The sequence below is a fragment of the Mangrovimonas spongiae genome, from assembly GCF_003944795.1.
GTDB classification, from domain to species: Bacteria; Bacteroidota; Bacteroidia; order Flavobacteriales; family Flavobacteriaceae; genus Mangrovimonas; species Mangrovimonas spongiae.
In genome coordinates this window covers 232917-257195 of the sequence record NZ_RWBG01000001.1, presented here as the reverse complement: position 1 = coordinate 257195, position 24279 = coordinate 232917, and the positions used below count along the sequence as shown (strand labels likewise).

At 32.5% G+C, this 24279-nt stretch carries 25 protein-coding genes; all 25 read left to right on the top strand.

The genetic code is table 11. The features are described from left to right. Window positions 1–4 precede the first annotated feature (4 nt). The 25 genes from EJA19_RS01230 to EJA19_RS01110 all read left to right on the top strand — a co-directional run bounded on the left by EJA19_RS01230 (window position 5) and on the right by EJA19_RS01110 (window position 24278). Complete coding sequence (locus EJA19_RS01230; protein ID WP_125466522.1) at window positions 5–1060, top strand: YveK family protein; 1056 nt, start codon at window positions 5–7, stop codon at window positions 1058–1060. Then, the gene (gene rfbB / locus EJA19_RS01225) at window positions 1053–2069 is read left to right on the top strand and encodes a dTDP-glucose 4,6-dehydratase (protein ID WP_125466521.1); all 1017 of its coding nucleotides are present in this window, start codon (window positions 1053–1055) and stop codon (window positions 2067–2069) included. Before EJA19_RS01230 ends, rfbB begins: the two co-directional genes overlap by 8 nt. Continuing rightward, window positions 2066–2923 carry a glucose-1-phosphate thymidylyltransferase RfbA gene (gene rfbA / locus EJA19_RS01220; RefSeq protein ID WP_125466520.1) on the top strand — a complete coding sequence of 286 codons (858 nt, stop codon included), beginning with the start codon at window positions 2066–2068 and terminating at the stop codon, window positions 2921–2923. Before rfbB ends, rfbA begins: the two co-directional genes overlap by 4 nt. Window positions 2924–2925: 2 nt before the next feature. Beyond that, window positions 2926–3471 carry a dTDP-4-dehydrorhamnose 3,5-epimerase gene (rfbC, locus tag EJA19_RS01215; RefSeq protein ID WP_125466519.1) on the top strand — a complete coding sequence of 182 codons (546 nt, stop codon included), beginning with the start codon at window positions 2926–2928 and terminating at the stop codon, window positions 3469–3471. Continuing rightward, a complete protein-coding gene (gene rfbD / locus EJA19_RS01210) occupies window positions 3468–4319 on the top strand; it encodes a dTDP-4-dehydrorhamnose reductase (RefSeq protein ID WP_125466518.1) in 852 nt (283 codons plus the stop codon). The genes rfbC and rfbD overlap by 4 nt, the downstream gene beginning before the upstream one ends. A 153-nt stretch (window positions 4320–4472) precedes the next feature. Then, on the top strand, window positions 4473–5330 hold the full coding sequence (locus EJA19_RS01205) for a sulfotransferase (protein WP_125466517.1): 858 nt from the start codon (window positions 4473–4475) through the stop codon (window positions 5328–5330). Next, a complete protein-coding gene (locus tag EJA19_RS01200) occupies window positions 5330–6640 on the top strand; it encodes a nucleotide sugar dehydrogenase (protein ID WP_125466516.1) in 1311 nt (436 codons plus the stop codon). The genes EJA19_RS01205 and EJA19_RS01200 overlap by 1 nt, the downstream gene beginning before the upstream one ends. Then, window positions 6624–7805, top strand: coding sequence for a glycosyltransferase family 4 protein (locus EJA19_RS01195; RefSeq protein WP_125466515.1), 1182 nt, complete (start codon window positions 6624–6626; stop codon window positions 7803–7805). The genes EJA19_RS01200 and EJA19_RS01195 overlap by 17 nt, the downstream gene beginning before the upstream one ends. Before the next feature lie 7 nt (window positions 7806–7812). Continuing rightward, entirely contained in the window at window positions 7813–8607 is a 795-nt protein-coding gene (gene cysQ, locus EJA19_RS01190; protein ID WP_125466514.1) for a 3'(2'),5'-bisphosphate nucleotidase CysQ, read from the top strand. Window position 8608: 1 nt separating this feature from the next. Beyond that, window positions 8609–9043 carry a DUF2061 domain-containing protein gene (locus EJA19_RS01185; RefSeq protein WP_125466513.1) on the top strand — a complete coding sequence of 145 codons (435 nt, stop codon included), beginning with the start codon at window positions 8609–8611 and terminating at the stop codon, window positions 9041–9043. Further along, complete coding sequence (gene cysC / locus EJA19_RS01180; protein ID WP_125466512.1) at window positions 9040–9642, top strand: adenylyl-sulfate kinase; 603 nt, start codon at window positions 9040–9042, stop codon at window positions 9640–9642. Before EJA19_RS01185 ends, cysC begins: the two co-directional genes overlap by 4 nt. Continuing rightward, window positions 9635–10540: a sulfate adenylyltransferase subunit CysD gene (gene cysD, locus EJA19_RS01175; protein WP_125466511.1), complete on the top strand. Its 906-nt coding sequence runs from the start codon at window positions 9635–9637 to the stop codon at window positions 10538–10540. The genes cysC and cysD overlap by 8 nt, the downstream gene beginning before the upstream one ends. A gap of 78 nt (window positions 10541–10618) precedes the next feature. After that, complete coding sequence (locus tag EJA19_RS01170; RefSeq protein ID WP_125466510.1) at window positions 10619–10966, top strand: four helix bundle protein; 348 nt, start codon at window positions 10619–10621, stop codon at window positions 10964–10966. Between the two features lie 192 nt (window positions 10967–11158). Further along, window positions 11159–12415: a sulfate adenylyltransferase subunit CysN gene (cysN, locus tag EJA19_RS01165; protein ID WP_240640206.1), complete on the top strand. Its 1257-nt coding sequence runs from the start codon at window positions 11159–11161 to the stop codon at window positions 12413–12415. 24 nt (window positions 12416–12439) lie between these two features. Continuing rightward, window positions 12440–12952 carry a hypothetical protein gene (locus EJA19_RS01160; RefSeq protein WP_125466508.1) on the top strand — a complete coding sequence of 171 codons (513 nt, stop codon included), beginning with the start codon at window positions 12440–12442 and terminating at the stop codon, window positions 12950–12952. Window positions 12953–12956: 4 nt separating this feature from the next. Continuing rightward, a complete protein-coding gene (locus EJA19_RS01155; protein ID WP_125466507.1) occupies window positions 12957–14261 on the top strand; it encodes an oligosaccharide flippase family protein in 1305 nt (434 codons plus the stop codon). Continuing rightward, the gene (locus EJA19_RS01150) at window positions 14261–15166 is read left to right on the top strand and encodes a sulfotransferase family protein (protein ID WP_125466506.1); all 906 of its coding nucleotides are present in this window, start codon (window positions 14261–14263) and stop codon (window positions 15164–15166) included. The genes EJA19_RS01155 and EJA19_RS01150 overlap by 1 nt, the downstream gene beginning before the upstream one ends. Beyond that, on the top strand, window positions 15154–16401 hold the full coding sequence (locus tag EJA19_RS01145; protein ID WP_125466505.1) for an O-antigen ligase family protein: 1248 nt from the start codon (window positions 15154–15156) through the stop codon (window positions 16399–16401). The genes EJA19_RS01150 and EJA19_RS01145 overlap by 13 nt, the downstream gene beginning before the upstream one ends. A 2-nt stretch (window positions 16402–16403) precedes the next feature. Beyond that, window positions 16404–17450 (top strand): glycosyltransferase family 4 protein, encoded by a 1047-nt coding sequence (locus EJA19_RS01140; protein ID WP_125466504.1) that lies wholly within the window; start codon window positions 16404–16406, stop codon window positions 17448–17450. Window positions 17451–17538: 88 nt separating this feature from the next. After that, the gene (locus EJA19_RS01135) at window positions 17539–17955 is read left to right on the top strand and encodes an acyltransferase (RefSeq protein WP_240640185.1); all 417 of its coding nucleotides are present in this window, start codon (window positions 17539–17541) and stop codon (window positions 17953–17955) included. Between the two features lie 3 nt (window positions 17956–17958). Next, window positions 17959–19803 carry an asparagine synthase (glutamine-hydrolyzing) gene (asnB, locus tag EJA19_RS01130; protein ID WP_125466502.1) on the top strand — a complete coding sequence of 615 codons (1845 nt, stop codon included), beginning with the start codon at window positions 17959–17961 and terminating at the stop codon, window positions 19801–19803. Next, window positions 19804–20697, top strand: coding sequence for a heparin lyase I family protein (locus EJA19_RS01125; RefSeq protein ID WP_125466501.1), 894 nt, complete (start codon window positions 19804–19806; stop codon window positions 20695–20697). A 32-nt stretch (window positions 20698–20729) separates the two neighbouring features. Beyond that, complete coding sequence (locus tag EJA19_RS01120) at window positions 20730–21923, top strand: O-antigen ligase family protein (RefSeq protein WP_125466500.1); 1194 nt, start codon at window positions 20730–20732, stop codon at window positions 21921–21923. Between the two features lie 58 nt (window positions 21924–21981). Then, complete coding sequence (locus tag EJA19_RS01115; protein WP_125466499.1) at window positions 21982–23292, top strand: UDP-glucose dehydrogenase family protein; 1311 nt, start codon at window positions 21982–21984, stop codon at window positions 23290–23292. Continuing rightward, window positions 23292–24278, top strand: a complete 987-nt coding sequence (locus EJA19_RS01110; RefSeq protein WP_125466498.1) for a UDP-glucuronic acid decarboxylase family protein — start codon at window positions 23292–23294, stop codon at window positions 24276–24278. The genes EJA19_RS01115 and EJA19_RS01110 overlap by 1 nt, the downstream gene beginning before the upstream one ends. Window position 24279 lies beyond the last annotated feature (1 nt).

Below are 24279 nucleotides of genomic sequence, written 5' to 3'. Positions count from 1 at the left end.
AAATATGAGTGATAAATTACCACAACAACAGCAAAACTCTGAGGAGGTAGATTTAGGCCAATTATTTAATATGATTGGTAATTTATTTACTAGGCTGTTTAATTTTATTGGATCTATTTTCAAGGCTATTTTTTCGGTATTTATTTATGCTTTACAAGCTGTATTTAAAAACTTCAAGCTTATTGCAATAGTCATGATATTAGCTGCAATTATAGGGTTTGTTTTACAAAGAACTCAGAAAGATGTTTACGAGTCTCAAATGCTAGTTAAACCTTATTTTGATTCTAAGTTCCAGTTGGTTACAAATATTAATTATTATAATGCCTTAATTGGTGAAAGAGACTATAACCAACTCACAGCTCTTTTTGATATAAATGAAGATGAAGCAAAACAAATTATTGGTTTTGAAATTCATCCTGGTCCAGAAAATGAAAATGATCAATTAGTCCAATATGATAAGTTTTTAAAAGGCTTGGATAGTATTCTTGCTCAAGAGGTTGATTTTGAGGAGTTTTTAGAAAATCGAAGTATATATTCAGGTGATATTTTTGAAATAAATGTTAAGTCTTTTAAAAAAGATATCTTTAGATCTTTAGAGGAAGGTTTAAATTCAACGTTTACAAATACATACTCTGTAAAGAAAATGCAGAAACGCGATTCTTTAATAGCTATAGATAGAAGGCAAATACTTGCATCGTTGAAGGACGTAGACTCTTTACAAAAAGTTTATTTAAGCGTTATGGAGGAGGAGTCCAAAAGTAAACAAGGGTCTTATACTACTAAAGATGGGATGTCGTTTATTCAAGAAAAAACTAAAACCCGTGAGTATGAACTTTTAGAGGAAGAAAATAAGCTTAGAAAAGCTTTAGCAAAGTTAGATGCTCAAAAAGTCGAGGAAGATGTTTTCTTTGACACACTGTCTAGCTTTCAAGATGTAGGGGCTAAATATACAAGTATATGGAATAGGTATGTATTAATATTCCCTGCCTTAGCATTCGTTTTATTGTGTTTGGTTTATTTAATTAGAAGACTAACCAAATACGTTTTATCATATGAATAAAACTATTTTAATAACAGGAGGCGCTGGGTTTATTGGTTCTAACTTTATAAGTTATTATTTAGATACTTATCCCGAAATTAAAATTATAAATTTAGACAAGCTCACCTATGCAGGTGAGCTTGCTAATTTAGAAGAGGTAAAAAATAAATCAAATTATACTTTTATAAAAGGAGATATATGTGATAAATCCCTTGTAACATCTCTTTTTAAAGACTATAATATAACCGATGTTATTCATTTTGCTGCAGAATCGCATGTAGATAATTCTATAGAAAAACCAACTGAGTTTATTACAACAAATGTTTTAGGAACATTTAATTTACTAGAGGCCGCTAAAAACCATTGGTTAAATGATCCAAATCAAGTAAAGCAAGCATATAAGAATAGCCGTTTTCATCATATTTCAACAGATGAGGTTTATGGCACATTAGGAAAAACAGGGCTTTTTACCGAAACTACAGCCTATGCTCCTAATAGTCCATATAGCGCTTCAAAAGCATCGTCAGACTTTTTAGTACGTAGCTATTTTCACACTTATGGTTTAAATGTTGTGACGACAAATTGCTCTAATAACTATGGGCCAAAGCAACATGACGAAAAGTTTATTCCAACCATTATTAGAAAGGCGATTAATAACGAACCAATACCTATTTATGGCGATGGTAAAAATATTAGAGATTGGTTATATGTTTTAGATCATTGTAAAGGAATTGATTTAGCTTTTCAAAAAGGGAAAGCGGGAGAGACATACAATATTGGCGGCAATAATGAGCGTGATAATTTATATATCGCCAATACAATATGTGAGATTTTAGACGACATTCTTCCTAGGACAACATCTTATAAAGCACTGATTACGTTTGTAAAGGATAGACCTGGCCATGATTTTCGGTATGCTATTGACGCTTCAAAAATCGAGCAAGAATTAGGATGGAAAGCCGATGAAAATTTTGAATCAGGTATTAAAAAAACCGTAACTTGGTATCTTGAAAAATATCAGGTTATATGAAAGGAATTATATTAGCTGGAGGTTCGGGAACACGATTACATCCGCTTACCAAAGTAGTTAGTAAGCAACTTATGCCAGTGTACGATAAACCTATGATTTATTACCCGCTAACAACCCTGCTTTCTTCTGGGATAAACGAAATTCTTATTATTTCAACCTCTAAAGACACTCCAAGATTTAAAGCGCTTTTAGGTGATGGAAGCGATTACGGTTGCCGTTTTGAATATGCTGTGCAAGAACAACCAAATGGGTTGGCAGAAGCGTTTATTATTGGTGAAGATTTTATCGGCGATGATTCTGTAGCTTTAATTTTAGGCGATAATATTTTTTATGGTTCGGGTTTACAACAAACTTTGCATGCCAACATAAACCCCAAAGGAGGTGTTATATTTGCGTATCATGTTCAAGACCCGAAGCGCTATGGCGTTGTAGTGTTTGACGAAACGAATAAAGCCATTTCTATAGAGGAAAAGCCAGAACACCCAAAATCCAATTACGCCGTTCCAGGTATTTATTTTTACGATAATAGTGTGGTAAATATAGCTAAGAAAATTACTCCAAGTGCAAGAGGAGAGTTGGAAATAACCGATGTGAATAAAGCCTATTTAGAACAAGGCAAACTAAATGTTCAAATATTAGATAAAGGAACCGCTTGGTTAGACACAGGAACGTTTAATTCTTTAATGCAAGCTTCGCAATTTGTTCAGGTTATTGAAGAGCGTCAAGGACAAAAAATAGGTTGTATAGAAGAAGTTGCTTATACCATGAATTATATTGATAAAGCTCAATTATTAAAACTAGCTCAGCCATTGTTAAAAAGTGGTTATGGTAATTACTTACTTAACTTGAAATAAGCATGACTGCAAAAGAAACTTACTTAAAAGGATGCTTTGTCTTAACACCTCAAGTCTTTGAAGATGAGAGAGGTTATTTTTTTGAAAGTTTTAATAAGGAAACATTTAAAAGACTAACAAGTTTAAATATGTCGTTTGTTCAAGATAATCAATCTAAATCCAACAAAGGTGTTTTAAGAGGTTTACATTTTCAAATTGGAGATCATGCTCAAGCTAAGCTAGTTCGTGTTCTTCAGGGACGTGTTTTAGATGTTTGTGTTGATTTACGTCCAGACTCGCCAACTTTTAAGCAGCATTTTTCAATAGAACTATCGGCCAAAAATAGAAAGCAACTTTTTGTCCCAAGAGGTTTTGCTCATGGTTTTGTGGTTTTAGAAGACGCTACTATTTTTAGTTATAAATGCGATAATTATTATAATAAGACTTCAGAAAGGGGTATAAAATACGACGATAAGAGCTTAAATATAGATTGGCGACTCTCAAGTGAAGATATTGTGCTTTCAGACAAAGATACTCATTTACCAACTTTGGAATCTTATTTACAATGAATGTTTTAGTAACAGGTAGTCACGGTCAGTTAGGCCAATGTTTACAAGATGTTGTGACTCAAGAAAAACCATCTTCAATAACGTTTGTGTTTTTAGGTTCTTCAGATTTAGATATTACCAATACAGATCAACTTAAAAATGTATTTCAAACTGGAAACTTTGAATTTTGCGTTAATTGTGCCGCTTATACCGCTGTAGATGCAGCCGAAGAGCATCAAGAATTAGCGTTTAAAGTCAATGCTGAAGGTGTAAAAAATATCGCAGAGGTTTGTAAAGCCCATAACACTACACTTATTCATATTTCTACCGATTTTGTGTTTGATGGTAAAAAAAGAACACCATATAAAGAAATAGATACACCAAACCCTATTAATGTATACGGCGAATCAAAATTAGCTGGTGAAACATTTTTACAAGATATTCTAGACCGTTATTTTATAATACGAACTTCATGGTTGTACTCGGGATATGGCCATAATTTTGTAAAAACCATGTTGCGTTTATTTAAAGAAAAGGACGCTTTAAATGTTGTTGATGATCAAGGAGGCTCTCCAACTTATGCAGGCGATTTAGCTAAGTTTATTTATAATATTATTTCAAGTCAACCTACCAATTATGGTGTTTATCACTTTAGTAACCTAGGAGAAACAACTTGGTTTAGATTTGCCAAACAGATTAAAGAATTATCTCAATCGCATGTAAAAATTACTCCAATAACATCCTCAGAATTTCCCACAAAAGCCGTCAGACCTAAATATAGTGTGCTAAGTACTAAAAAAGTCGAGGAGACTTTTAGGTATAAATTATCTCATTGGAAAGATAGTCTTCAAAAAATGCTTATGATATAAGCTGTAATTTTGTAGGAAAAATCGCTTACTTATACGGACTATCTACGGGGAATCTACGGCGTATCCATAACGTATATACAATTAAGACGTTTTTTATTCAATCTTCTTGATTAAGCGAATATTAATGGTAATTTTGTGCTCCATTAATGCATAATGAAAAAAACTTTAATCTACATAGTAGGAGCAGGAAGAAGCGGTACTACTTTAGTTGATATTATGCTTGGAAACCTAGAAAATTCAATTAGTTTAGGCGAAGTTAATAGGTTTTTTAAGCGTAACGGCTACCCTCCAAAGAGGAAAAAAAATTCTGCAGTTTATGAATTTTGGTCTAACCTAAGGTGTAAATTAATAAATAAAGGATTTACAGATTTGAGAGAATTAGACCAATTATTTCAAAACAATGAATATCATACAGCCTTTTTTAAGAGTTTTTTTAAAAAAAGTGATAGTTATTATGTACAGTTACTAAACAAACAATATGAGGTTTTAGATGAGATTGTTAATCATAAAACTTTAATTGAGTCATCAAAATACCCTTCAAGGGCGCTAAATATTTCTAACTATTTAGAAGAAAAATCTTATATAGTTAAGTATATATATTTAAAGAAAGACCCTGTTAAAGTTGTAAGATCATTTCAAAAAAAGGATTTAGAACAACCATCAAAAGGGTTTTTTATGGCTAATTTGTATTATTTTATTGTTAATATCTTATGTGGAATTACCATTAATATTCTTAAAAAAAGAGGGCATAAGGTTTGCACCATAAAATATAAAGATTTGATAAACTCACCTGAGAAAACCTTAAATAGGTTAGGAGACGATTTAAACATTGATTGTTCTGAATTAGTCAAAAAAATTGCTAACAAAGAACCGCTAAAGACAGGTTATTTATTTGATGGAAATAGAATTAGATTAAAAGAAACCTTAACTTTACAAACTTCAGATAAAAAAATAAAAAAATCGATTAAGGATTATTTCACAAGAATATTTAATTATATAGTATATAGATAATGAACATTAGCGTATTTGGATTAGGATATGTAGGTGTGGTATGTAGCGCCTGTTTTTCAAGAGATGGACACAAGGTTATTGGCGTAGATGTAGAAAGCACCAAAGTTGATTTGGTTAATAATGGTAAGTCAACAATTATAGAGGAAGGCCTCGAGGAGCAGATAACCAAATCAGTTAATAATGGTTTGTTATATGCAACAAAAGATTATAAACAAGCCGTATTAGATTCAGATATTTCCTTTGTTTGCGTTGGGACACCCAGTTTATCGAATGGTGCAATAAACCTAGCTTACATTTATGAAGTTGCAAAACAAATCGCAGAAGTGATAAAAGAAAAAAAATCTTTTCACACGATAGTAATAAGAAGCACTGTTAAAGTAGGAACTCTTAAAACCTGTAAGGAGATCATAGAGGATATATCTGGGAAAAAACACAATGAAGATTTTGGAGTTGTGTCTAATCCTGAATTTTTAAGAGAGGGAACAGCAATGTATGACTTTGTAAATCCACCATATACAATAATAGGAACTTACAGTGACAAAAGTAGAGTAGTAATGACGGATTTATACAGTTCAATTGAAGCGCCTGTCTATCAAATAAGACCTGAGGAAGCTGAAATGATAAAGTATGCAAATAACAACTTCCACGCTATGAAAATAGCATTTGCCAACGAAATTGGTAATATTTGTAAAGAAAATGAGGTTGATGGTCACGTAGTTATGGATATTGTTGCCAAAGACACAAAGCTTAATTTATCCTCCTATTATTTGAAGCCTGGATTTGCTTTTGGTGGATCTTGTTTACCAAAAGACGTAAGAGGGTTAACACAAATTGCAAAATCCCACGATTTAAAAACACCATTGTTATCTAGTTTAATGAAAAGCAATTTTTATCAAATAGACAGAGGCTTAAAGCTGATTTATAACACTGGGAAAAGGAAAATTGGCTTTTTAGGATTTGCTTTCAAGTCTGGCACAGATGATTTGAGAGAGAGTCCAATAGTAACGGTTATAGAAACCCTAATTGGAAAAGGATATGACTTAAGCGTTTATGATAGCAATGTACACCTATCCTCATTACTTGGTAAGAATAAGGAATATATAAACAACCATATACCACACATTTATAAACTATTAAAAGAAGATGTAAATAATGTTATTGAGGCTTCAGATGTATTGGTTATTGGTAATGGTGCCAAGGAGTTTGGCAAGTTATTACCAAAAATCCCTTCAGAAAAAATAATAATAGATTTGGTAAGAGTAGATAAAGAAAAAACCTCAAAAGATAATTATATTGGAATTTGTTGGTAAACACATACTTGTAGTCATAGAAAACCTTCCTGCTCCATTTGATAGACGTGTATGGCAAGAAGCAACAACACTTAAAGATCATGGAGCTAAAGTTTCTATTATCTGTCCTAAAATGAAAGGTTACGAAAAAACCTATGAAGTAATAGAAGATATAGAGATTTACAGGCACCCCTTAAAAGAGGGTAAGGGTGCATTAGGCTACTTAGTAGAGTATTCTCAAGCTATTTTCTGGGAGTTTGTATTGAGTTGGAAAATTTTTTTCAAAAAAAAGTTCCATGTTATTCATGGTTGCAATCCACCAGATTTAATATTCCTAACAGCTTTGTTTTTTAAACCTTTTGGTGTTAAATATGTTTTTGATCATCATGACATTAATCCTGAACTATATATTTCAAAATTTGAGAAAAAGGGATTTTTCTATAATTTGATGATATTATTTGAAAAATTAACGTTCAAAACCGCTAACTATTCAATAGCCACTAACGAGTCCTACAAAAAAATAGCCATAGAACGAGGCGGTATGCGTCCAGACAAGGTACAGGTTGTAAGAAGCGGGCCTAAGTTAGAACGCCTGAAACTAATAGATCCAGTAAATAAATTAAAGAAAGGAAAAAAATATTTAATTGGTTATATAGGAGTTATAGGTGAACAAGAAGGACTCGACTTATTGCTGGAATCTGCAAAACATATTTTAACTAAAAGAGACGATGTTCACTTTGGTATTGTTGGTGGAGGAACACATTTGGAAGAAATAAAAGAACTCTGTAACCAAATGAATTTATCAGACCATTTTGATTTTTACGGTCGTGTAGATGATAAAACAATGTTACAGGTCTTAAACACTGCTGATGTTTGTGTAAACCCAGACAAACCAACTGCGATGAATGATTTGTCAACTATGAACAAAATTATGGAATATATGGCTTTAAAGAAGCCAATTGTTCAATACACATTAAAAGAAGGAAAGTTTTCTGCCAAAGAAGCATCTCTTTATGCAAAAAATACTGACCCCATAGATTTTGCGGAAAAGATAATAGAACTTCTAGATAATCAAGAGCAAAGAGAAAAAATGGGAACTTATGGCTATAATAGAGTTTTAAATGAGCTTTCTTGGGAGCACGAAAACAAAAACCTTATAAATATTTACAAAAAAGTATTTAGCTGATAAAAAGATGAATAGATTTTTAGAAACAGCAATAAAAGCCTCATTGCAAGCAGGACAAGTCATCATGAAAGTGTATGACACCGCTTTTGATGTAGAACTGAAAGACGATAAATCGCCCTTAACAGAAGCCGATAAACGTGCAAACGATGTTATTAATTCGTTTTTAATACCAACTGAAATTCCTATTATTTCAGAGGAAAATAAACAAACAGATTACGCTGTTAGAAAAACTTGGGATACGTGTTGGGTTGTAGATCCTGTAGATGGTACCAAAGAATTTATAAAGCGAAATGGCGAGTTCACGGTGAACATTGCACTAGTAACAAATGGAAAACCTGTTTTAGGCGTTATTTACGTGCCAGCAGTAAAAACCATCTACTTTGCTGATGTAGAAAAAAACCAAGCGTTCAAGGCAAATTTAGAGTCACATGATGTTACTGTTGAAACCATATTGGATTTAGCCGAACCCTTACAACCTAAACAAAACAACACCAATAACGTTCAGGTTGTTGGTAGTCGTTCGCATATGAATCAAGATACTTTAGATTTTGTAGAAAGCTTAAAAGCTAATGGTAAAGATGTTGAAATAGTATCTAAAGGAAGCTCCTTAAAGTTTTGTTTGATAGCTGAAGGCAATGCCGATGTTTACCCGCGTTATGCACCAACAATGGAATGGGATACAGCCGCCGGACAAGCCATTTGTAATGCTGTAGGCTTACAGGTCATTTCAAAAGAAACCAACCTACCTCTTCAATACAACAAAGAGAATTTACTAAACAGTTACTTTTTGGTAAGTCAATAATATGGCAGATGTTTCCTATAAACGACATATTGCAAAAACCATTACCTGGCGGATTGTTGGTACTTTAGATACCATTATTCTATCATGGATAATTACTGGAAATCCACTTGCTGGCTTAAAAATAGGCCTAGCTGAAGTTACCACAAAAACAGTTTTATATTATCTTCATGAGCGTGTTTGGTATAAAATAAACCTATCTAAAGATGGTGTTTTACTAGAAAGTAGAAAGCGTCATATAGCTAAAACCATCACATGGCGATTGGTAGGCACTTTAGATACGATGACACTAGCTTGGATTATTTCTGGAGACCCTTTGTCAGCATTAAAAATAGGATTTGCAGAGGTTATTACAAAAATGGTGTTATATTACCTACATGAGCGTGTTTGGTATAAAATAGACTTTGGACTGTCAGAAAGAAAAAACGAAGACGTATGAAAAAAAACATCATTCCGCATAGTTATCAAATATCTGTTACTGATCGCCAAGATTTAAATGGACATAACTCTTTTTTATTATGGTTTACAGGGCTTTCAGGTTCTGGGAAATCCACAATTGCTAATGTTGTTGAACAAAAATTGCATCAAAAAGGCATAAAAACCTATACCCTTGATGGTGATAACATTAGAAAAGGAATTAATAAAGACTTAACCTTTGCTCCAGAAGATAGAACCGAAAATATACGTAGAATTGCTGAAATAGCTCATTTAATGGTTGATGCCGGTTTAGTGACACTTGCAGCTTTTGTGTCGCCTTATAAAAAAGACCGCGAGAACATTAGAAGTATTGTTAAAGATGTTAACTTTGTTGAAGTTTATATAAACACTAGTGTTGAAGAATGTGAACGTCGTGATGTAAAAGGCCTTTACAAAAAAGCACGAGCAGGAGAAATTAAAAACATGACAGGAATTTCGGCGCCTTATGAAGCGCCAGAAACCCCTGATATAGAAATAAAAACAGAACACGAATCGGTAGAAGCAGCAGCGCAACGAATCGTAGAATATATAACACCAAAATTGTCGAGTAACGATGAGTAAGTATTATTTAAATTATTTAGATGAATTAGAGAGTGAAGCCATTTTTGTTTTACGTGAAGTTTGGGCACAATTTGAAAACCCAGTGATTTTATTTTCAGGAGGAAAAGACTCCATTTTGGTAACACATTTAGCTAAAAAAGCTTTTTATCCAGCTAAAATACCATTTCCATTAATGCACGTGGATACAGGTCATAATTTTCCTGAAACCATCGAATTTAGAGATAACATCATTAAAGAATTAGGCGCACAGCTTATTGTAGGTTCGGTACAAGAATCTATAGACGAAGGTCGAGTTGCCGAAGAGAAAGGGAAAAACGCTACGCGTAATGCACTTCAGATTACAACCTTATTAGACGCTATCGAAGCCAATAAAATAGATTGTGCTATTGGTGGTGGACGTCGTGACGAGGAAAAAGCTAGAGCTAAAGAGCGTTTCTTTTCTCATAGAGACGATTTTGGACAATGGGATCCTAAAAATCAACGTCCAGAGTTATGGAACATTTTTAACGGAAAACATTTTGAAGGCGAACACTTTAGAGCTTTTCCAATAAGTAACTGGACCGAAATGGATGTGTGGAACTACATTAAACGTGAGAATATCGCTATTCCATCATTATACTTTGCTCACGAACGTGAAGTAGTTTGGAGGCAAGAGTCATGGATTCCAAATTCTGAATTTTTGGTATTGGAAGACCATGAAGAAATCGTTACAAAAAAGATACGCTTTAGAACGTTAGGAGATATTACTATTACAGGAGGCGTAGAGTCTGATGCGGATACATTAGAGAAGATTGCTGCCGAAGTTGCAGGAATGCGTAATACCGAACGTGGTAATAGAAGCGACGATAAGCGTTCAGAATCAGCCATGGAAGACCGTAAGCGTCAAGGGTATTTTTAGTTTCAAGCAGTAAGCCTTAGGCTATAAGCAATAGACCATATGCTATAGGCGGTAGGCGATTTGTAAATTGATATTAAATTGAGAGATTTCAGAAAATATGAAGTTTGGGAGTTAGGTCATAAATTGACCTTAGAGGTTTATGCTTTGACGCAGACTTATCTCAATCAAGAAAAGTATCAAGTGATTTCTCAAATGCAAAGAGCAGCGTATAGTATTCCTTCTAATTTTAGTGAAGGTTGTGGCAGAAAAACCGATAAGGAATTTCATAGGTTTATCCAAATTTGTTTGGGTTCTGCTCACGAATTGGAGTATTTTTTTATCCTTTCAAAGGATTTGGATTATGTTTCTGATGAGACATTTAAGGTGTTATCAGAAAAAATAAATGTTATAAAAAGAAAGTTATATACGTTAAGTAAGAGGCTGTAGGTGTTCAGCCTTAGGCAATAGGCTATATGCACTAGGTTCTAATTAATCCGATTTTTTAGTTGATAAAAATAAAAAGATTAAGTTAAATGATATTTTGTAAAAATTAATTTTGCATAAAGCATAAAGCATAAAGCATAAAGCATAAAGCATAAAGCATAAAGCATAAAGCATAAAGCATAAAGCATAAAGCATATTATGATAGACAACAATCAACTTTTAAGATTTACAACAGCAGGAAGTGTCGATGATGGAAAAAGTACCTTAATAGGGCGTTTGCTATACGATTCGAAATCTATTTTTGAAGATCAATTAGCATCCATAGAAAACACTAGTAAAAAGAAAGGTCATGATGGCGTAGATTTAGCCCTATTCACAGACGGTTTAAGAGACGAAAGAGAGCAAGGGATTACCATAGATGTGGCTTATAGATATTTCACCACGCCAAAGCGTAAATTTATTATTGCTGATACACCAGGACATATTCAGTATACGCGAAATATGGTCACAGGAGCATCAACAGCCAATGTAGCAACCATATTAATTGATGCGCGTCATGGTGTTATTGAGCAAACCAAAAGACACGCCTTTATTGCATCGTTATTACAAATTCCACACATTATTGTTTGTGTAAACAAAATGGATTTGGTGGATTTTTCAGAAGACGTTTTCAATAATATTGTTTCAGAGTTTGAAGAAATTTCATCAAAGTTATTGGTGAAAGATGTACGATTTATACCGATGTCTGCGTTATTAGGAGATAATGTTGTAAATAAATCGGAAAACATGCCTTGGTATCAAGGTGCGCCAATGCTACATACTTTAGAAACGATGCATATTAGCAGCGATATTAACAAAGTAGACGCTCGTTTTCCTGTACAAACAGTAATAAGACCACAACGCGACGGTTTTATAGATTATAGAGGTTATGCAGGTCGTGTGGCTAGCGGTATTTTAAGAACAGGTGATGAGGTTACGGTTATGCCATCAGGGTTTACATCAAAAATAAAAAGTATTAACCTTCACGACAAAGAATTGGATGAAGCTTACGCACCAATGTCGGTTTCCATTACGTTAGAAGATGATATAGATATTAGCCGTGGCGATATGATTGTACGTTCCAACAACAAACCAGAGCCTTCTCAAGATGTTGAGGTGATGTTGTGTTGGTTAAATAACAGCCCAGCTAAGCCAAGAGCAAAATATACGATTAAACACACGTCTAACGACCAAAAAGCGATGATTAAGGAAGTGGTTTATAAATATGATATCAATACCTTAGATCGAAACAATGAAGATAGTAATTTGGCCATGAACGACATTGCTAAAGTTAAAATACGTACTACAAAGCCTTTGATGATAGATGCTTATCGTGAAAACCGTACAACAGGAAGCATTATTTTAGTGGATGATACTACCAATGAGACCGTTGCTGCGGGGATGATTGTTTAAAATTTAAATCTAAAAAATAATAAAATGAAAAAAATAGTTTTAGCATTGTTTTTAATAATATTTTTTTCTTGTAAAAATGAAAAAGCACAGCCTAAAACTAATATTAAACCAATACAAAACAAAGAACTTATTGTAAGGCTAGGCTTTAAAACTAACGTTAAAGATGAATTTAAAATCCTACTTAACAACATTAAAGTAGACGAATTTCAGAAGAAAAATATTCAAGTAAGAGAAACAGTTCCTCCTTCGTCAGGGTTTGAAAGCATAGTTGCCAACTTAGGCAGCGACGTTAATACAAGAAATTTACTCATTCATTTAGGGAAAAAAGAGAAAACAGTAGTGTTTAATGGGATAGAGTTCTCTTACGGTAATAAAAACATACTAGTTACCAAAGCAAATTTTAATAAGTTTTTAAACACGAATAAGTTTTTAACTTTAGAGGACAATGGATTTGTGTTTTCAACAAAAAGAATTAATGGAAAACATAATCCTGCAATAATAGCAAAAAAAAAGCTGCTGGATTCATTGTTTAAATAACCTTATGGAACTAAAGCAAAAAGTAAGAAAATTGTTTAGAAATAATGACAATAAAGAAATCCTTAATAAAGGATTTTCTTTTTTTGTCCTTAGAGTAGGTGGCTTATTTGCAGGATATCTTTTTACTTATTTTATTGCTAAAGAGTATGGCGCAAGTGAAGTGGGTTTGGTGTCTTTGTGTTTTACGTTAATTATGTGTATTAGTATATTTGGCAGGTTAGGTATAGATGTTAATTTAATACCATACTTTTCCAATACTCAAAACCAAGATGACTCGGGCTTGTTTTTAAAAGTGCTTGGTAAAGCATTTATTTTGTCGTCTATTTTGGCTTTAATTATTTTTCTTTTAAAAAGTACTATATCGGTTAAATTGTTTAACAAACCTCAATTAGAGCCCTATATTTTCTGGACAGCATTAACCATTCCTTTATGGACAGTAATATTAGTTTGTGCAGGTTTGTTTAGATCGTTTAAAAAAAACACGCTTTTTGCCTTTTTTAACAACCCTGGACGTTTTTTAGCTACGTTATTAGCGCTATTATTGTTTTTCTTATACTGTAAAGACGAAGAATTAATTGCGATTAAAGCACATTTTTATGGTGTTTTAGCGTTAGCGATAGTAAGTATGGTATTAGCCATTAAACAATTTAAGTGTCTGGAGCTATCTTCAAAAGCTAATTCTTGGAAGTTTATAAAAGAAGCCTTCCCCATGATGTTATCGGGTGTTATTATTGTGTTTTTAGGTTGGGCTGATACCTTTGTTTTAGGGATTTACGAAACCGATGATACCATAGGAGTATATAATGTTGCTTTAAAAATAGCTGCGTTAACAAGTTTTTCGTTACAAGCTATTAACTCTATATTAGCACCAAAAATTGCAAAATCTTATCAAGAAGGTGACGTTAAACAACTCAAGGAGATGATTAAATTTGCCACTAATACAAACTTTATTATTACAGTTATAGTAGTGACTTTAATTTTTTTAACACATTCTTTTTTATTAGGTCTTTTTGGTCCTGAATTTATATCAGGAGCAACACTACTTTTTTTACTTTGCATTGGGCAGTTGGTTAATTCGTTATCAGGCTCTGTAGGGTTAATCATGCAAATGACAGGTTTGCAAAAAGTGTATCAAAACATTGTTTTAATAGCTCTTTTAATAAATATAATACTTAATTTTATATTAACACCTAAGTATGGAGCTATTGGTGCGGCCATTGCTACAATTATAAGTATGGCATTTTGGAATATTTATAGTGCAATATATTTAAAAAGAAAAAAGAACATAATAAGTTATTTTAAACTTTAATGAATTTAATTAAACCAAATACCTTTATTATAGGGGCTCAAAAGTCTGCAACAACATCAGTTTATAATTGGATTTCTCAACACCCCAGTGTGTGTGGCCCTAGCGCATTAAAGGATTATCCTTTTTTTCTTAAAGAAGAGTTTTTTGATAAAGGAATAGAATCTTTGCAAGAGGAGTATAACACACAAGGGTTTAATAATCAAAAAATAGTCTTGCAAGGTAATGTGCAATATATTTTTGATGTTAAGGCTATTAAAAAAATTTATGATTTCAATCCTAAGGCAAAACTAATTTGTGTATTACGAGAACCATCTGAAAGGGCTTTATCTGCATATAAATATTTTAAAAAATTAAATATTGAAAAACTTACATTTAAAGAAGCATTAAATAGAGAAGAAGAAAGGAGTCGTAATTCCCTTCAAGCGTATTTTGATTTTACTTATAAGGCACACGGTATGTATGCGCAGCAATTAAAGGCTATTTTTAATATTTTTCCAAAAAATCAACTTCTGGTTTTATTATATGATGATGTTAAGTCAAGTCCTGAATCTGTTATGGATGAGATTTTTGATTTTTTAGAGCTTAGTGACAAACACCCAATTACTTATACAACTTTAAATGCTACAGGGGAAGTTAGGTATAAGTTTTTTCAAAATCTTTTTTTTAACAAAAGTAAAGCACGAAAATTTATAGTAGATAATTTGATTGATCCATTTTTCCCCCTACATAAGCGTACAAAAATAAGATGGGCTTTTAATGAATGGAATACAAAGAAAGTTAATTCAAAAGATGTTCATGCTGCTGACTATACAGAAGAAATAATGAAGTTAAAAGTATATTTTAAAAATGAGGTTATTGAATTAGAGAATCTTTTAAATAGGGATTTAGCAGCTTGGAAACAATAAAAATTAACAAAACAATCTATGGTCTTATAAGACCAATATTTTTAACACTTTGTTTTTTCAGCGTGTTTAAAGGGATTTTTGGTTGGTTGTTTAAAACGACTCTTTTTGAATATTTAGATGAGATTATTTTTTTAATGGCTTTTATAATTCTAATGCCAAAGTTTTTATTTAAAACTAAATATAAGCCTATATTTTTCTTTATTTTGTTATTTACGATTTACTCGATTATTGTAAGCTTGGTATTTGGTGTTAGTGGTAATTTTTTATCAATAAGTTTACAAACTTTAATCACGATTAAATTTTTTATCATATTATTAGCGTTAATTGAGCTATTTAAAAGCAACTTTGATACGTTGAATAGTTTTTTTTTACTTATTGTCGGTTTTGCAGCATTTGGCTTTTTAGTACACTTAGTTTTAGGAGGTAAATTTAACCAATTAATAGGAGTTTCAACTTTCGCAAGACCTAATATACGGTATGTAGGATTCTTTACTCACCCAAACCATTTGGCATATCTCATGGTGCTTTATATAGGCTATATACTTAACAGGAACTATTGCTATGGTATACATTTAAGACTTAAAGATTGGGCTAAAGTTTTGTTGGGAATTATCATTATTGTGTTAACTGATTCTCGGACAGCATTGTTAGTTGTGGGAATACTATTGTTTGTTTTTTATTGGGAGTTTGTTAAAAGTAATTATAAAATAGTTTTAGGCGGAGTTTTAACAGGAGTTCTTGGATTAATCTATGTATATTTTTATACAAATTTAATTGATTCAATAGTAGAGAACATTCACCAAACAATAGATATAAACAGCCACTATATTAGAGGGAATATGGTATACCTTTCTGGGATGATTTTTATAGACTATTTCCCCGTTGGTACAGGAGCGGCAACATTTGGCTCTTTATTGTCTGATGATACTGTATATGGTTTGTATGGGCAGGCTAATAGGTATTATTTTAAAAATGAAATAGGAATTTATGATAGTAATATTGCATCTATTGTTGGGGAATATGGCTTTATGGGAATTTTAATCTTTATAGCACTGTTTGTTTATTCGTTTAAATACCTTAAAAGCTTTGGTTCTGGAAGCACCTTATTAGGCGCGCTTTTTTTTATATTCATAATGTATTGTATAACAAACCCAATGCTTACCAATAATGTGTATACTATTTTAAGTAGTATCGTAATGTTTCTTTTTGTATCTCAATCAAAATTAAAGTTGTAGACATGAAGATATTGATCGTAACAAACATGTATCCTAGCAAGCAAAAAGCATACGCTGGAATATTTGTTAAAAACCAATACAATGAAATAAAAAGAATATTACCAATAGAGGATACTGTTGATATATTCTTTATGAAGCGTCAGTTTACATCAAAATTGGGGTCAATTTTGAAGTATTTTAAAGCGTTTGCCAATTTTGTTCCATATTTGTTTAGAAGATATGATATAGTACATTTACACTTTTTTCACCCTCTAATATATTTAGTTTGGTTGTATAAAAAAATTCATCCAAATTGTAAAGTGGTTGTTACATTTCACGGTATTGACATCACCGATAAGGTTCATGCCAATAATAAAAAGCATTTTCAAAAATTAGCTAAAGCTGTTGATTATACAATACCTGTAGGTATAACACTCGCCAAAATGGTTAGTGAAAAACTCAAACTATCCATTGGTTCAATACTACCTGTTGGTGTAAACAACGATGTTTTTTTTAAAGAACAAAGCATCAAAAAAAGTTACGATTTTATTTTTATAGGGTCATTCACAGAACGGAAAGGAATAGACACGGTTATTGAAGCCATACAGTTGTTGAACCAAAGAGATATTTCATTTTGTTTCTGTGGTTCAGGAAAATATAAAGAGCAGTTAGAGGATTTGCAGAAAAGTAAATTTAATATCACAATAAAGCAAAACCAAACCCAGCCAGAGCTAAGAAAATTATTAAACCAGTCTCGGGTTTTCATCCTTATGTCCAGAAACGAAGGGTTTCCAACAGCTACCATAGAATCTATGTATTGTGGAGTACCAGTAATAACATCAGACATACCACAATTTAGGGAACAGATATCCGAAGGAACAAACGGGTTTATAGTACCTCTTGGTGATGCTGTAGAGCTTTCAAAAACAATAAAAAACATTCACGAAATAAAAGCAACTGAATATCATAAACTCTCAGAAGGAGCCTTAAATTCATTTAAAGAATTATCTTTACAGAATGTGTGTAAACAAATTTATAATATCTATAAAGACCTATTAAAAAGTGCATAAGCTAAAGCTAATAGTATATTATTTTATTATTCAGTACTTGCCTAATTCAAGAATTTTAAAATTGGGTAATAAAATTCGTGTTTGGTATATGTCAAGAGTGTTGAAAATACTTAAGCCCTCTAAAGAGACGTTTGTTGAAAACAAAGTATATATTGGAAATGCCAAGCAAGTAAATATTGGAGAAGGTGTTCAAATAAACGAAAACGTGTTTATTCAAGGAGCAACTATAGGTAATTATGTTATGATTGCTCCCAATGTAAGTCTCTTGGCCAATATGCACAAACATGACAGAATAGATATCCCTATAGCAAAACAAGGAAAGACAAGGGGAAAACCTGTAATCATTGAAGATGATGTGTGGTTAGGTAGAAATGTTATCGTCATGCCAGGTGTTAAAATAGAAAAAGGGAGTATAATAGCAGCTGGGGCAATTGTAACAAAGGATGTGCCGTCATATACGGTTTATGGAGGTATTCCAGCAAAATTTATTAAAAACAGAACATAGTTTATGTGTGGTATTATTGGGACATTAAACAGAGAGGTTAACAAAGAGGTATTAAATGCCATACACCATAGAGGACCAGATTATCAAAGTAGTTATCATTGGCATAATGTAAGCCTAGGACATACAAGATTGTCTATAGTCGATTTATCTTCTGCAGGCAATCAACCTATGCAAACAGATTGTGGAAATTACACTATTGTTTTTAATGGCGAGGTATATAATCATCAAGAGTTGCGAAAGGAACTATCAGGGATACAATTTAAAGGGCATTCCGATACTGAAACAATATTATATTACCTAAGAGAAAAAGGTATTGAGGCGGTAAAAAAATTTAATGGTATTTTTGCTTTTGCTTTTTTAGATAAATTACAGAACAAACTCTTTATTGCTAGAGACCCTTTTGGGGTCAAACCAGTTTATTATCATTCTTTAGAGGGTAAGCTCTTGGCTTTTTGTTCAGAGATAAAAGGGCTGTTTGCCTTGGGAGCCTCAAAAGAGCTAGATTGCAGTTTGTTAACTTCTTTTTTAAAGCTAAAATATTCACCTTCACCCTATACTTTGTATAAAAATATCAAGAAGGTTAAACCAGGCAGTGTAATAGAGGTAAATGTTTCTGATAAAAAAATAACCTCTTATTCTTACTTTGGGCGTGTCCCTGAAATAAACAACAACATTTCAGTTAAGGAGGCCTTAGAACAGTATGATTTATTGTTGAGGAAAGCAGTTAAAAGGCAGTTAATGTCAGATGTGCCAATTTCACTACTATTAAGTGGAGGTGTGGATTCAGCACTATTAGCCTTATTGGCAAAAGAGGAGTCTAATAGCGAAATACAAACCTATACTGCAGGTTATGTAAATGCGAACAATGATGTAAATGAGTTGGAAGATGCGGAGTTTTCAGCTAAACACATAGGTGTTAAAAACACAAAAGTAATATTAGATGAGAAAGTGTTTTTAAAAGAGCTTCCAAAATTAATAGACTTTGTCGAAGAACCGTTGGGAACCCAATCCATTTTTCCTATTCACTTTTTGTCTAAACAAATTAATGAAGATGGATACAAGGTCACGTTAACTGGTCAAGGTGTAGATGAACCTTGGGGAGGATACAATAGATACAACCCACAAGAGCTTATAGAGTCCTTTAGGGAAGCACCACAAATTTTTAAAGGGGCGTTAAAAAGCATTAAAAAGGATAATGTTCGAAGAGCCATAAAAGCTATAAATGCCAATGATACCATATCTGGGTTTACAGAGTCCTACTCTCTTTTTGATGAAACTATGTTAAAAAAACTACTCAACTATGATATGTTTGAGTTTAAAGACAAAACCTTTACTGATCAATTGATAAAAAATAATTACGATTTATACAACCTAGAGAGTAGATCAGCCACTTCAGCGATGATGGCTTTGGATGCCAGAATGAATTTGGCCGATGACTTGCTCATCTATACAGACAAGATTTCAATGAGACACTCCATTGAAACCAGAGTGCCTTTTTTGGATATAGAGCTAATGGAGTTTGCCGAAAGCTTGCCAAATAGTATGAAAGTCACCCTGTTTAAAAACAAAATTCTTCATAAAAAATTAGCCGAGAGATATTTGCCCAAAGAGATAATTTACCGAAAAAAAAGAGGATTTAAAACCCCAAGAAAACAATGGTTCAAGGGAGATGTTGGGGAAATGTTGGAAGCAAGTATTTTACATTCTAAAGGTACATTTGGCGAAGTTTTCAACAAAGAGCAGATCTCAAACTACTTTGCATTACATAGAGGAGGAAAGGTGAATTACGAAAAACAACTATTTTCTCTTATAGTTATGTTTTATTGGATGGAAAATAATTTTAAATAAATGAATAATATAAAATTGTTTTGGATGCTTTTTGTAAGCATACATTTATTGTATTCGCAGGAAAAGAATAGTTTTAAGTTTCACGATGATTTTGAGTTAGGAGACTTTAACGACGGATGGAGAGTCAAGGAGATAACTAAAAATAATGGTTATAAAATTGATACTATTAGTAAGTCTGGAAGGTATGAGGATAATTTCTTAAAAACAATAACGAGACAAACAGGAGAGTATGGGGTTGCTAAAAGATCCGAATTTAGTGTTAAATTATATGATTCAATAAACGATATTAAATTTCTTTCCTTTAGTTTTAAAATACCAAATAGCCTAAAATACAATGATATAAATTTAGGGCGAGAAACCATGATATGCCAATGGCATAGCAAACCTGCCCCAGGAAAAGACTGGAAACATTATAAAAAATATATTAAGTATAATAGACCTAACGTTGCATTGTATTTAACTACAAATAACAATCAAGATTATTACTTAGTTTTGAGGTATGGAAATAATGGTAAGCCTCAATTTGAATATAAAGATTATAGATGGTCAACTATTGCTACTAAAAAAATAGAAAAAGATAAGTGGTATGATATGGTGTTTGAAATTAAATGGAGTTTTACAAATTCGGGTTATATAGCAGCTTGGGTTAATAATGAGCCATTTACACCATTCAATGGTTTACACAATAAAGTTTATGGGCCAAATATGCACAATAAGTCTCCTGCGTATTTTAAGTTTGGACAATATCGATATTGGGATGATTCTAACGAACATGAAATCTATTTTGATGAATTAAGAATAGGCGATTCTTTTGAAGAAGTTTCAATATATAAGAACCTACCAAAAATGTTTCAGGAAATGGAAAAACTAAATTTTATAAAAAATCATAAATAGCAACTGTTTTGAAAAACAAAATCATAGTTTAAATGTTAAGGAACATTGAGGTTTTTAACTTAAGTAATCTACTTTTTTTAACAACATTTACATTACCTATGTATATGTTGTTGAACAATTTAGTTTTAGGTGTATTTTTATTCTTTAGCCTAGTTGTAAGTATTTTAAATAAAGCAAAGCCTCAAGGAGGTTTTATTAAACAATATTTACCATTACTTCTTTTTTTTGTTTTGGCTGTAATAGCATCCCTTAATAATTCAGAAACATTTTTCATCAAGCATTTAGAAAAATATTTTTCCTTTTTACTGATACCCTTGGCATTTTGGTTATTAGGTAAAAACAAAAACTTAGATAAGCTAATAAAAGTTGTTTTAAAAGGATTAACTTATGGTTGTGTGGCAACATTGGTAATTTGCTATGGCAATGTAATTTATGAGATGGTAACCTATGGCGAGCCAATAAGTTATTTTTTACGTTGGCGGCATCTAAACCACGACTTTACAAATATAGCCGATACTCATCCTGCTTATTTAGGTCTTTTTATTTGCACATCTACTTATTACTTATTATTTGAAGAACGTAAATTATCTAATAAAATAAAAACACTAATATGTGTATTCTTTACCCTAGGAATGTTTCAGTTGGCCAGTAGGTTAGCAATGGGTATATATTTATTAGTATATGTACTATATTTTTTTACTAGAGCAACTAAAACAAAAAGGCTAGCAATCTACTTTGTGTTGTTTTTAGGACTTATAATAGCAGGCATTCTATTTTTAGGCAGCGGTTACCTTAAAGAAAGGATGCTTACAACAACCTCAATCGAAAAGGATAGTCGCTTTGAACGATTAAATATTTCATATAATATTTTTAAAGAGCATCCTTTACTTGGAGTTGGTTTAGATAAGATAGAAGAAGAACGAAATATTAGATATATTGATAAAGGATTTATCATTGCTGCTCACCATAATTATAATGCACATAATCAGTTTATGGAATATTTAAGTGTAAACGGGATTTTAGGAGCAGTTATTTATTTAGGAGGAATCATTTATTTAATTACAAGGGCAATACAATATAGACAGTATTTTTTCTTATTTGTTTTTATATCCTTTTTTTTAGCCAATCTAACAGAGTCTATGTTAGTTAGAATAAAAGGCATAGAGTATTTCACTTTATTTGTAACATTGTTTCTTGTACAAAAAAGAAAAATACCCATAGAATAGAAATAATAGCTTAAAACTAAAAATACTTCTTTACTTTTGTGTTTTATAATATAAAAGCATGAAAATATCAGTCATAGGTACAGGCTATGTGGGCTTGGTAACAGGAACCTGCTTAGCAGAAACAGGTAACGAAGTTCTTTGTATAGACATCAATGAAGAGAAAGTAAAACAAATGCAAGAAGGTATAGTTCCAATCTATGAACCGCATTTAGATGTGCTTTTTGAACGTAATATAAAAGCTGGCAGATTAACTTTTTCTACATCTTTAGAAGAGGGTGTTAATCACGGCGATATTATTTTCTTAGCCTTACCAACGCCAGAAGATGAAGACGGCTCTGCCGATTTATCGTATGTCTTAGGAGCAGCTAAAGACATCGGTCAATTAATAAAAGACTACAAAGTTATTGTCGACAAAAGTACAGTACCTGTTGGGACAGCCAATAAGGTAACCGAAGTCATCTCTAAAGAAACCAATGTAGATTTTGATGTGGTCTCCAACCCAGAATTTTTAAGAGAAGGCTTTGCCGTAGACGATTTTCTTAAGCCAGAACGTATTGTTATTGGATCAAGCTCAGATAAGGCAACCAACCTAATGGAGAAGTTATATAAGCCTTTTGTACGTTCAGGAAACCCCATTATTGTTATGGACGAAAAATCGGCTGAACTTACAAAGTATGCTGCTAACTCCTTCTTGGCAGCCAAAATTACTTTTATGAACGAAATTGCTAATTTCTGTGAAAAAGTTGGCGCCGATGTGGATATGGTAAGACGCGGTATGGGAACCGACTCTCGTATAGGTAAACGCTTTCTTTTTCCTGGTATAGGGTATGGTGGTTCATGCTTTCCTAAAGATGTGAAGGCGTTACATAAATCTGGAAAAGACAACAATTACAACTTTCAAATTCTGGATTCGGTAATTCAAATCAACAATAAGCAAAAAACCATTTTATTACCACGAATCGAATCTTATTTTGAGGGTGATTTAAAAGGAAAAACCTTTGCTATTTGGGGCTTGGCCTTTAAACCTGAAACCGATGATATTAGAGAAGCACCATCTATTTACATTATGGAACAACTGCTAGAAAAAGGTGCGAAATTGCAGGTGTTCGATCCTGAAGCGATGCCAAATATTAAAAAGCGATTTGGTGATACCTTACAATATGTAGACAATATGTACGCCGCTACTAAACAAGTAGATGCTTTGATTATCTGTACAGAATGGAGTATCTTTAGAACACCAGATTTTGATAAGTTGAAAGCAAACATGAATACACCTGTTATTTTTGACGGTAGAAATCTGTACGATTTAGAGGATGTTAAAAACCAAGGATTTTATTATAGCTCCATTGGTAGAAAGACTATAGGTTAATGAAAAGAGTGTTAATTACCGGAGCAGCCGGTTTTTTAGGATCGCATTTATGTGATCGTTTTATAAAAGAAGGTTTCCATGTTATTGGCATGGATAATTTAATTACAGGTGATTTAAAAAACATAGAACATTTATTCAAATTAGAACATTTTGAATTTTATCATCATGATGTTTCTAAGTTTGTACATGTCGCAGGGACGTTAGATTATATTTTGCATTTTGCATCGCCTGCTAGCCCAATAGATTATTTAAAAATTCCTATTCAAACGTTAAAAGTAGGGTCTTTGGGGACTCATAACCTTTTAGGTCTAGCCAAAGCTAAAAAAGCGCGAATACTTATTGCATCTACTTCCGAAGTTTATGGCGACCCATTAGTACACCCACAAACCGAAGATTATTATGGTAATGTTAATACCATAGGACCAAGAGGGGTTTATGATGAGGCTAAGCGTTTTCAAGAGTCTATTACCATGGCTTATCATAGATTTCATGGTTTGGAAACTAGAATTGTCCGTATTTTTAATACCTATGGTCCAAGAATGCGATTAAACGATGGTCGTGTTATACCAGCCTTTATGGGTCAAGCACTTCGTGGCGAGGATTTAACTGTTTTTGGCGATGGTTCTCAAACACGATCTTTTTGTTATGTCGATGATCAAGTAGAAGGGATTTACAGACTATTATTTAGCGATTATGCATCACCCGTTAATATTGGTAACCCTAACGAAATTTCAATTAAAGATTTTGCTGAGGAGATTATTAAATTAACCGGAACAGATCAGAAAATTATTTATAAAGAGTTACCTAAAGATGATCCCATGCAGCGCCAACCAAACATAGATTTAGCAAAAAAACTATTGGGTTGGGAACCACAAGTTCAACGTCAAGAAGGTATGAAAAAAACGTTTAACTATTTTAAAGGGCTTACCGAAGAAGAGTTGTTTAGAAGCGAGCATAAAGACTTTACCAAACATATTATCAAGTAAT

What these genes read in the sequence shown, in the direction of transcription:
- rfbD (WP_125466518.1), top strand. Translation starts at nt 3,468, where the DNA reads ATGAATGTTTTAGTAACAGGTAGTCACGGTCAGTTAGGCCAATGTTTA.
- EJA19_RS01110 (WP_125466498.1), top strand. Translation starts at nt 23,292, where the DNA reads ATGAAAAGAGTGTTAATTACCGGAGCAGCCGGTTTTTTAGGATCGCAT.
- EJA19_RS01205 (WP_125466517.1), top strand. Translation starts at nt 4,473, where the DNA reads ATGAAAAAAACTTTAATCTACATAGTAGGAGCAGGAAGAAGCGGTACT.
- cysQ (WP_125466514.1), top strand. Translation starts at nt 7,813, where the DNA reads ATGAATAGATTTTTAGAAACAGCAATAAAAGCCTCATTGCAAGCAGGA.
- cysD (WP_125466511.1), top strand. Translation starts at nt 9,635, where the DNA reads ATGAGTAAGTATTATTTAAATTATTTAGATGAATTAGAGAGTGAAGCC.
- EJA19_RS01125 (WP_125466501.1), top strand. Translation starts at nt 19,804, where the DNA reads ATGAATAATATAAAATTGTTTTGGATGCTTTTTGTAAGCATACATTTA.
- asnB (WP_125466502.1), top strand. Translation starts at nt 17,959, where the DNA reads ATGTGTGGTATTATTGGGACATTAAACAGAGAGGTTAACAAAGAGGTA.
- EJA19_RS01150 (WP_125466506.1), top strand. Translation starts at nt 14,261, where the DNA reads ATGAATTTAATTAAACCAAATACCTTTATTATAGGGGCTCAAAAGTCT.
- EJA19_RS01200 (WP_125466516.1), top strand. Translation starts at nt 5,330, where the DNA reads ATGAACATTAGCGTATTTGGATTAGGATATGTAGGTGTGGTATGTAGC.
- EJA19_RS01230 (WP_125466522.1), top strand. Translation starts at nt 5, where the DNA reads ATGAGTGATAAATTACCACAACAACAGCAAAACTCTGAGGAGGTAGAT.
- EJA19_RS01185 (WP_125466513.1), top strand. Translation starts at nt 8,609, where the DNA reads ATGGCAGATGTTTCCTATAAACGACATATTGCAAAAACCATTACCTGG.
- EJA19_RS01155 (WP_125466507.1), top strand. Translation starts at nt 12,957, where the DNA reads ATGGAACTAAAGCAAAAAGTAAGAAAATTGTTTAGAAATAATGACAAT.
- rfbA (WP_125466520.1), top strand. Translation starts at nt 2,066, where the DNA reads ATGAAAGGAATTATATTAGCTGGAGGTTCGGGAACACGATTACATCCG.
- cysC (WP_125466512.1), top strand. Translation starts at nt 9,040, where the DNA reads ATGAAAAAAAACATCATTCCGCATAGTTATCAAATATCTGTTACTGAT.
- EJA19_RS01115 (WP_125466499.1), top strand. Translation starts at nt 21,982, where the DNA reads ATGAAAATATCAGTCATAGGTACAGGCTATGTGGGCTTGGTAACAGGA.
- EJA19_RS01135 (WP_240640185.1), top strand. Translation starts at nt 17,539, where the DNA reads ATGTCAAGAGTGTTGAAAATACTTAAGCCCTCTAAAGAGACGTTTGTT.
- EJA19_RS01140 (WP_125466504.1), top strand. Translation starts at nt 16,404, where the DNA reads ATGAAGATATTGATCGTAACAAACATGTATCCTAGCAAGCAAAAAGCA.
- rfbC (WP_125466519.1), top strand. Translation starts at nt 2,926, where the DNA reads ATGACTGCAAAAGAAACTTACTTAAAAGGATGCTTTGTCTTAACACCT.
- rfbB (WP_125466521.1), top strand. Translation starts at nt 1,053, where the DNA reads ATGAATAAAACTATTTTAATAACAGGAGGCGCTGGGTTTATTGGTTCT.
- EJA19_RS01120 (WP_125466500.1), top strand. Translation starts at nt 20,730, where the DNA reads ATGTTAAGGAACATTGAGGTTTTTAACTTAAGTAATCTACTTTTTTTA.
- EJA19_RS01160 (WP_125466508.1), top strand. Translation starts at nt 12,440, where the DNA reads ATGAAAAAAATAGTTTTAGCATTGTTTTTAATAATATTTTTTTCTTGT.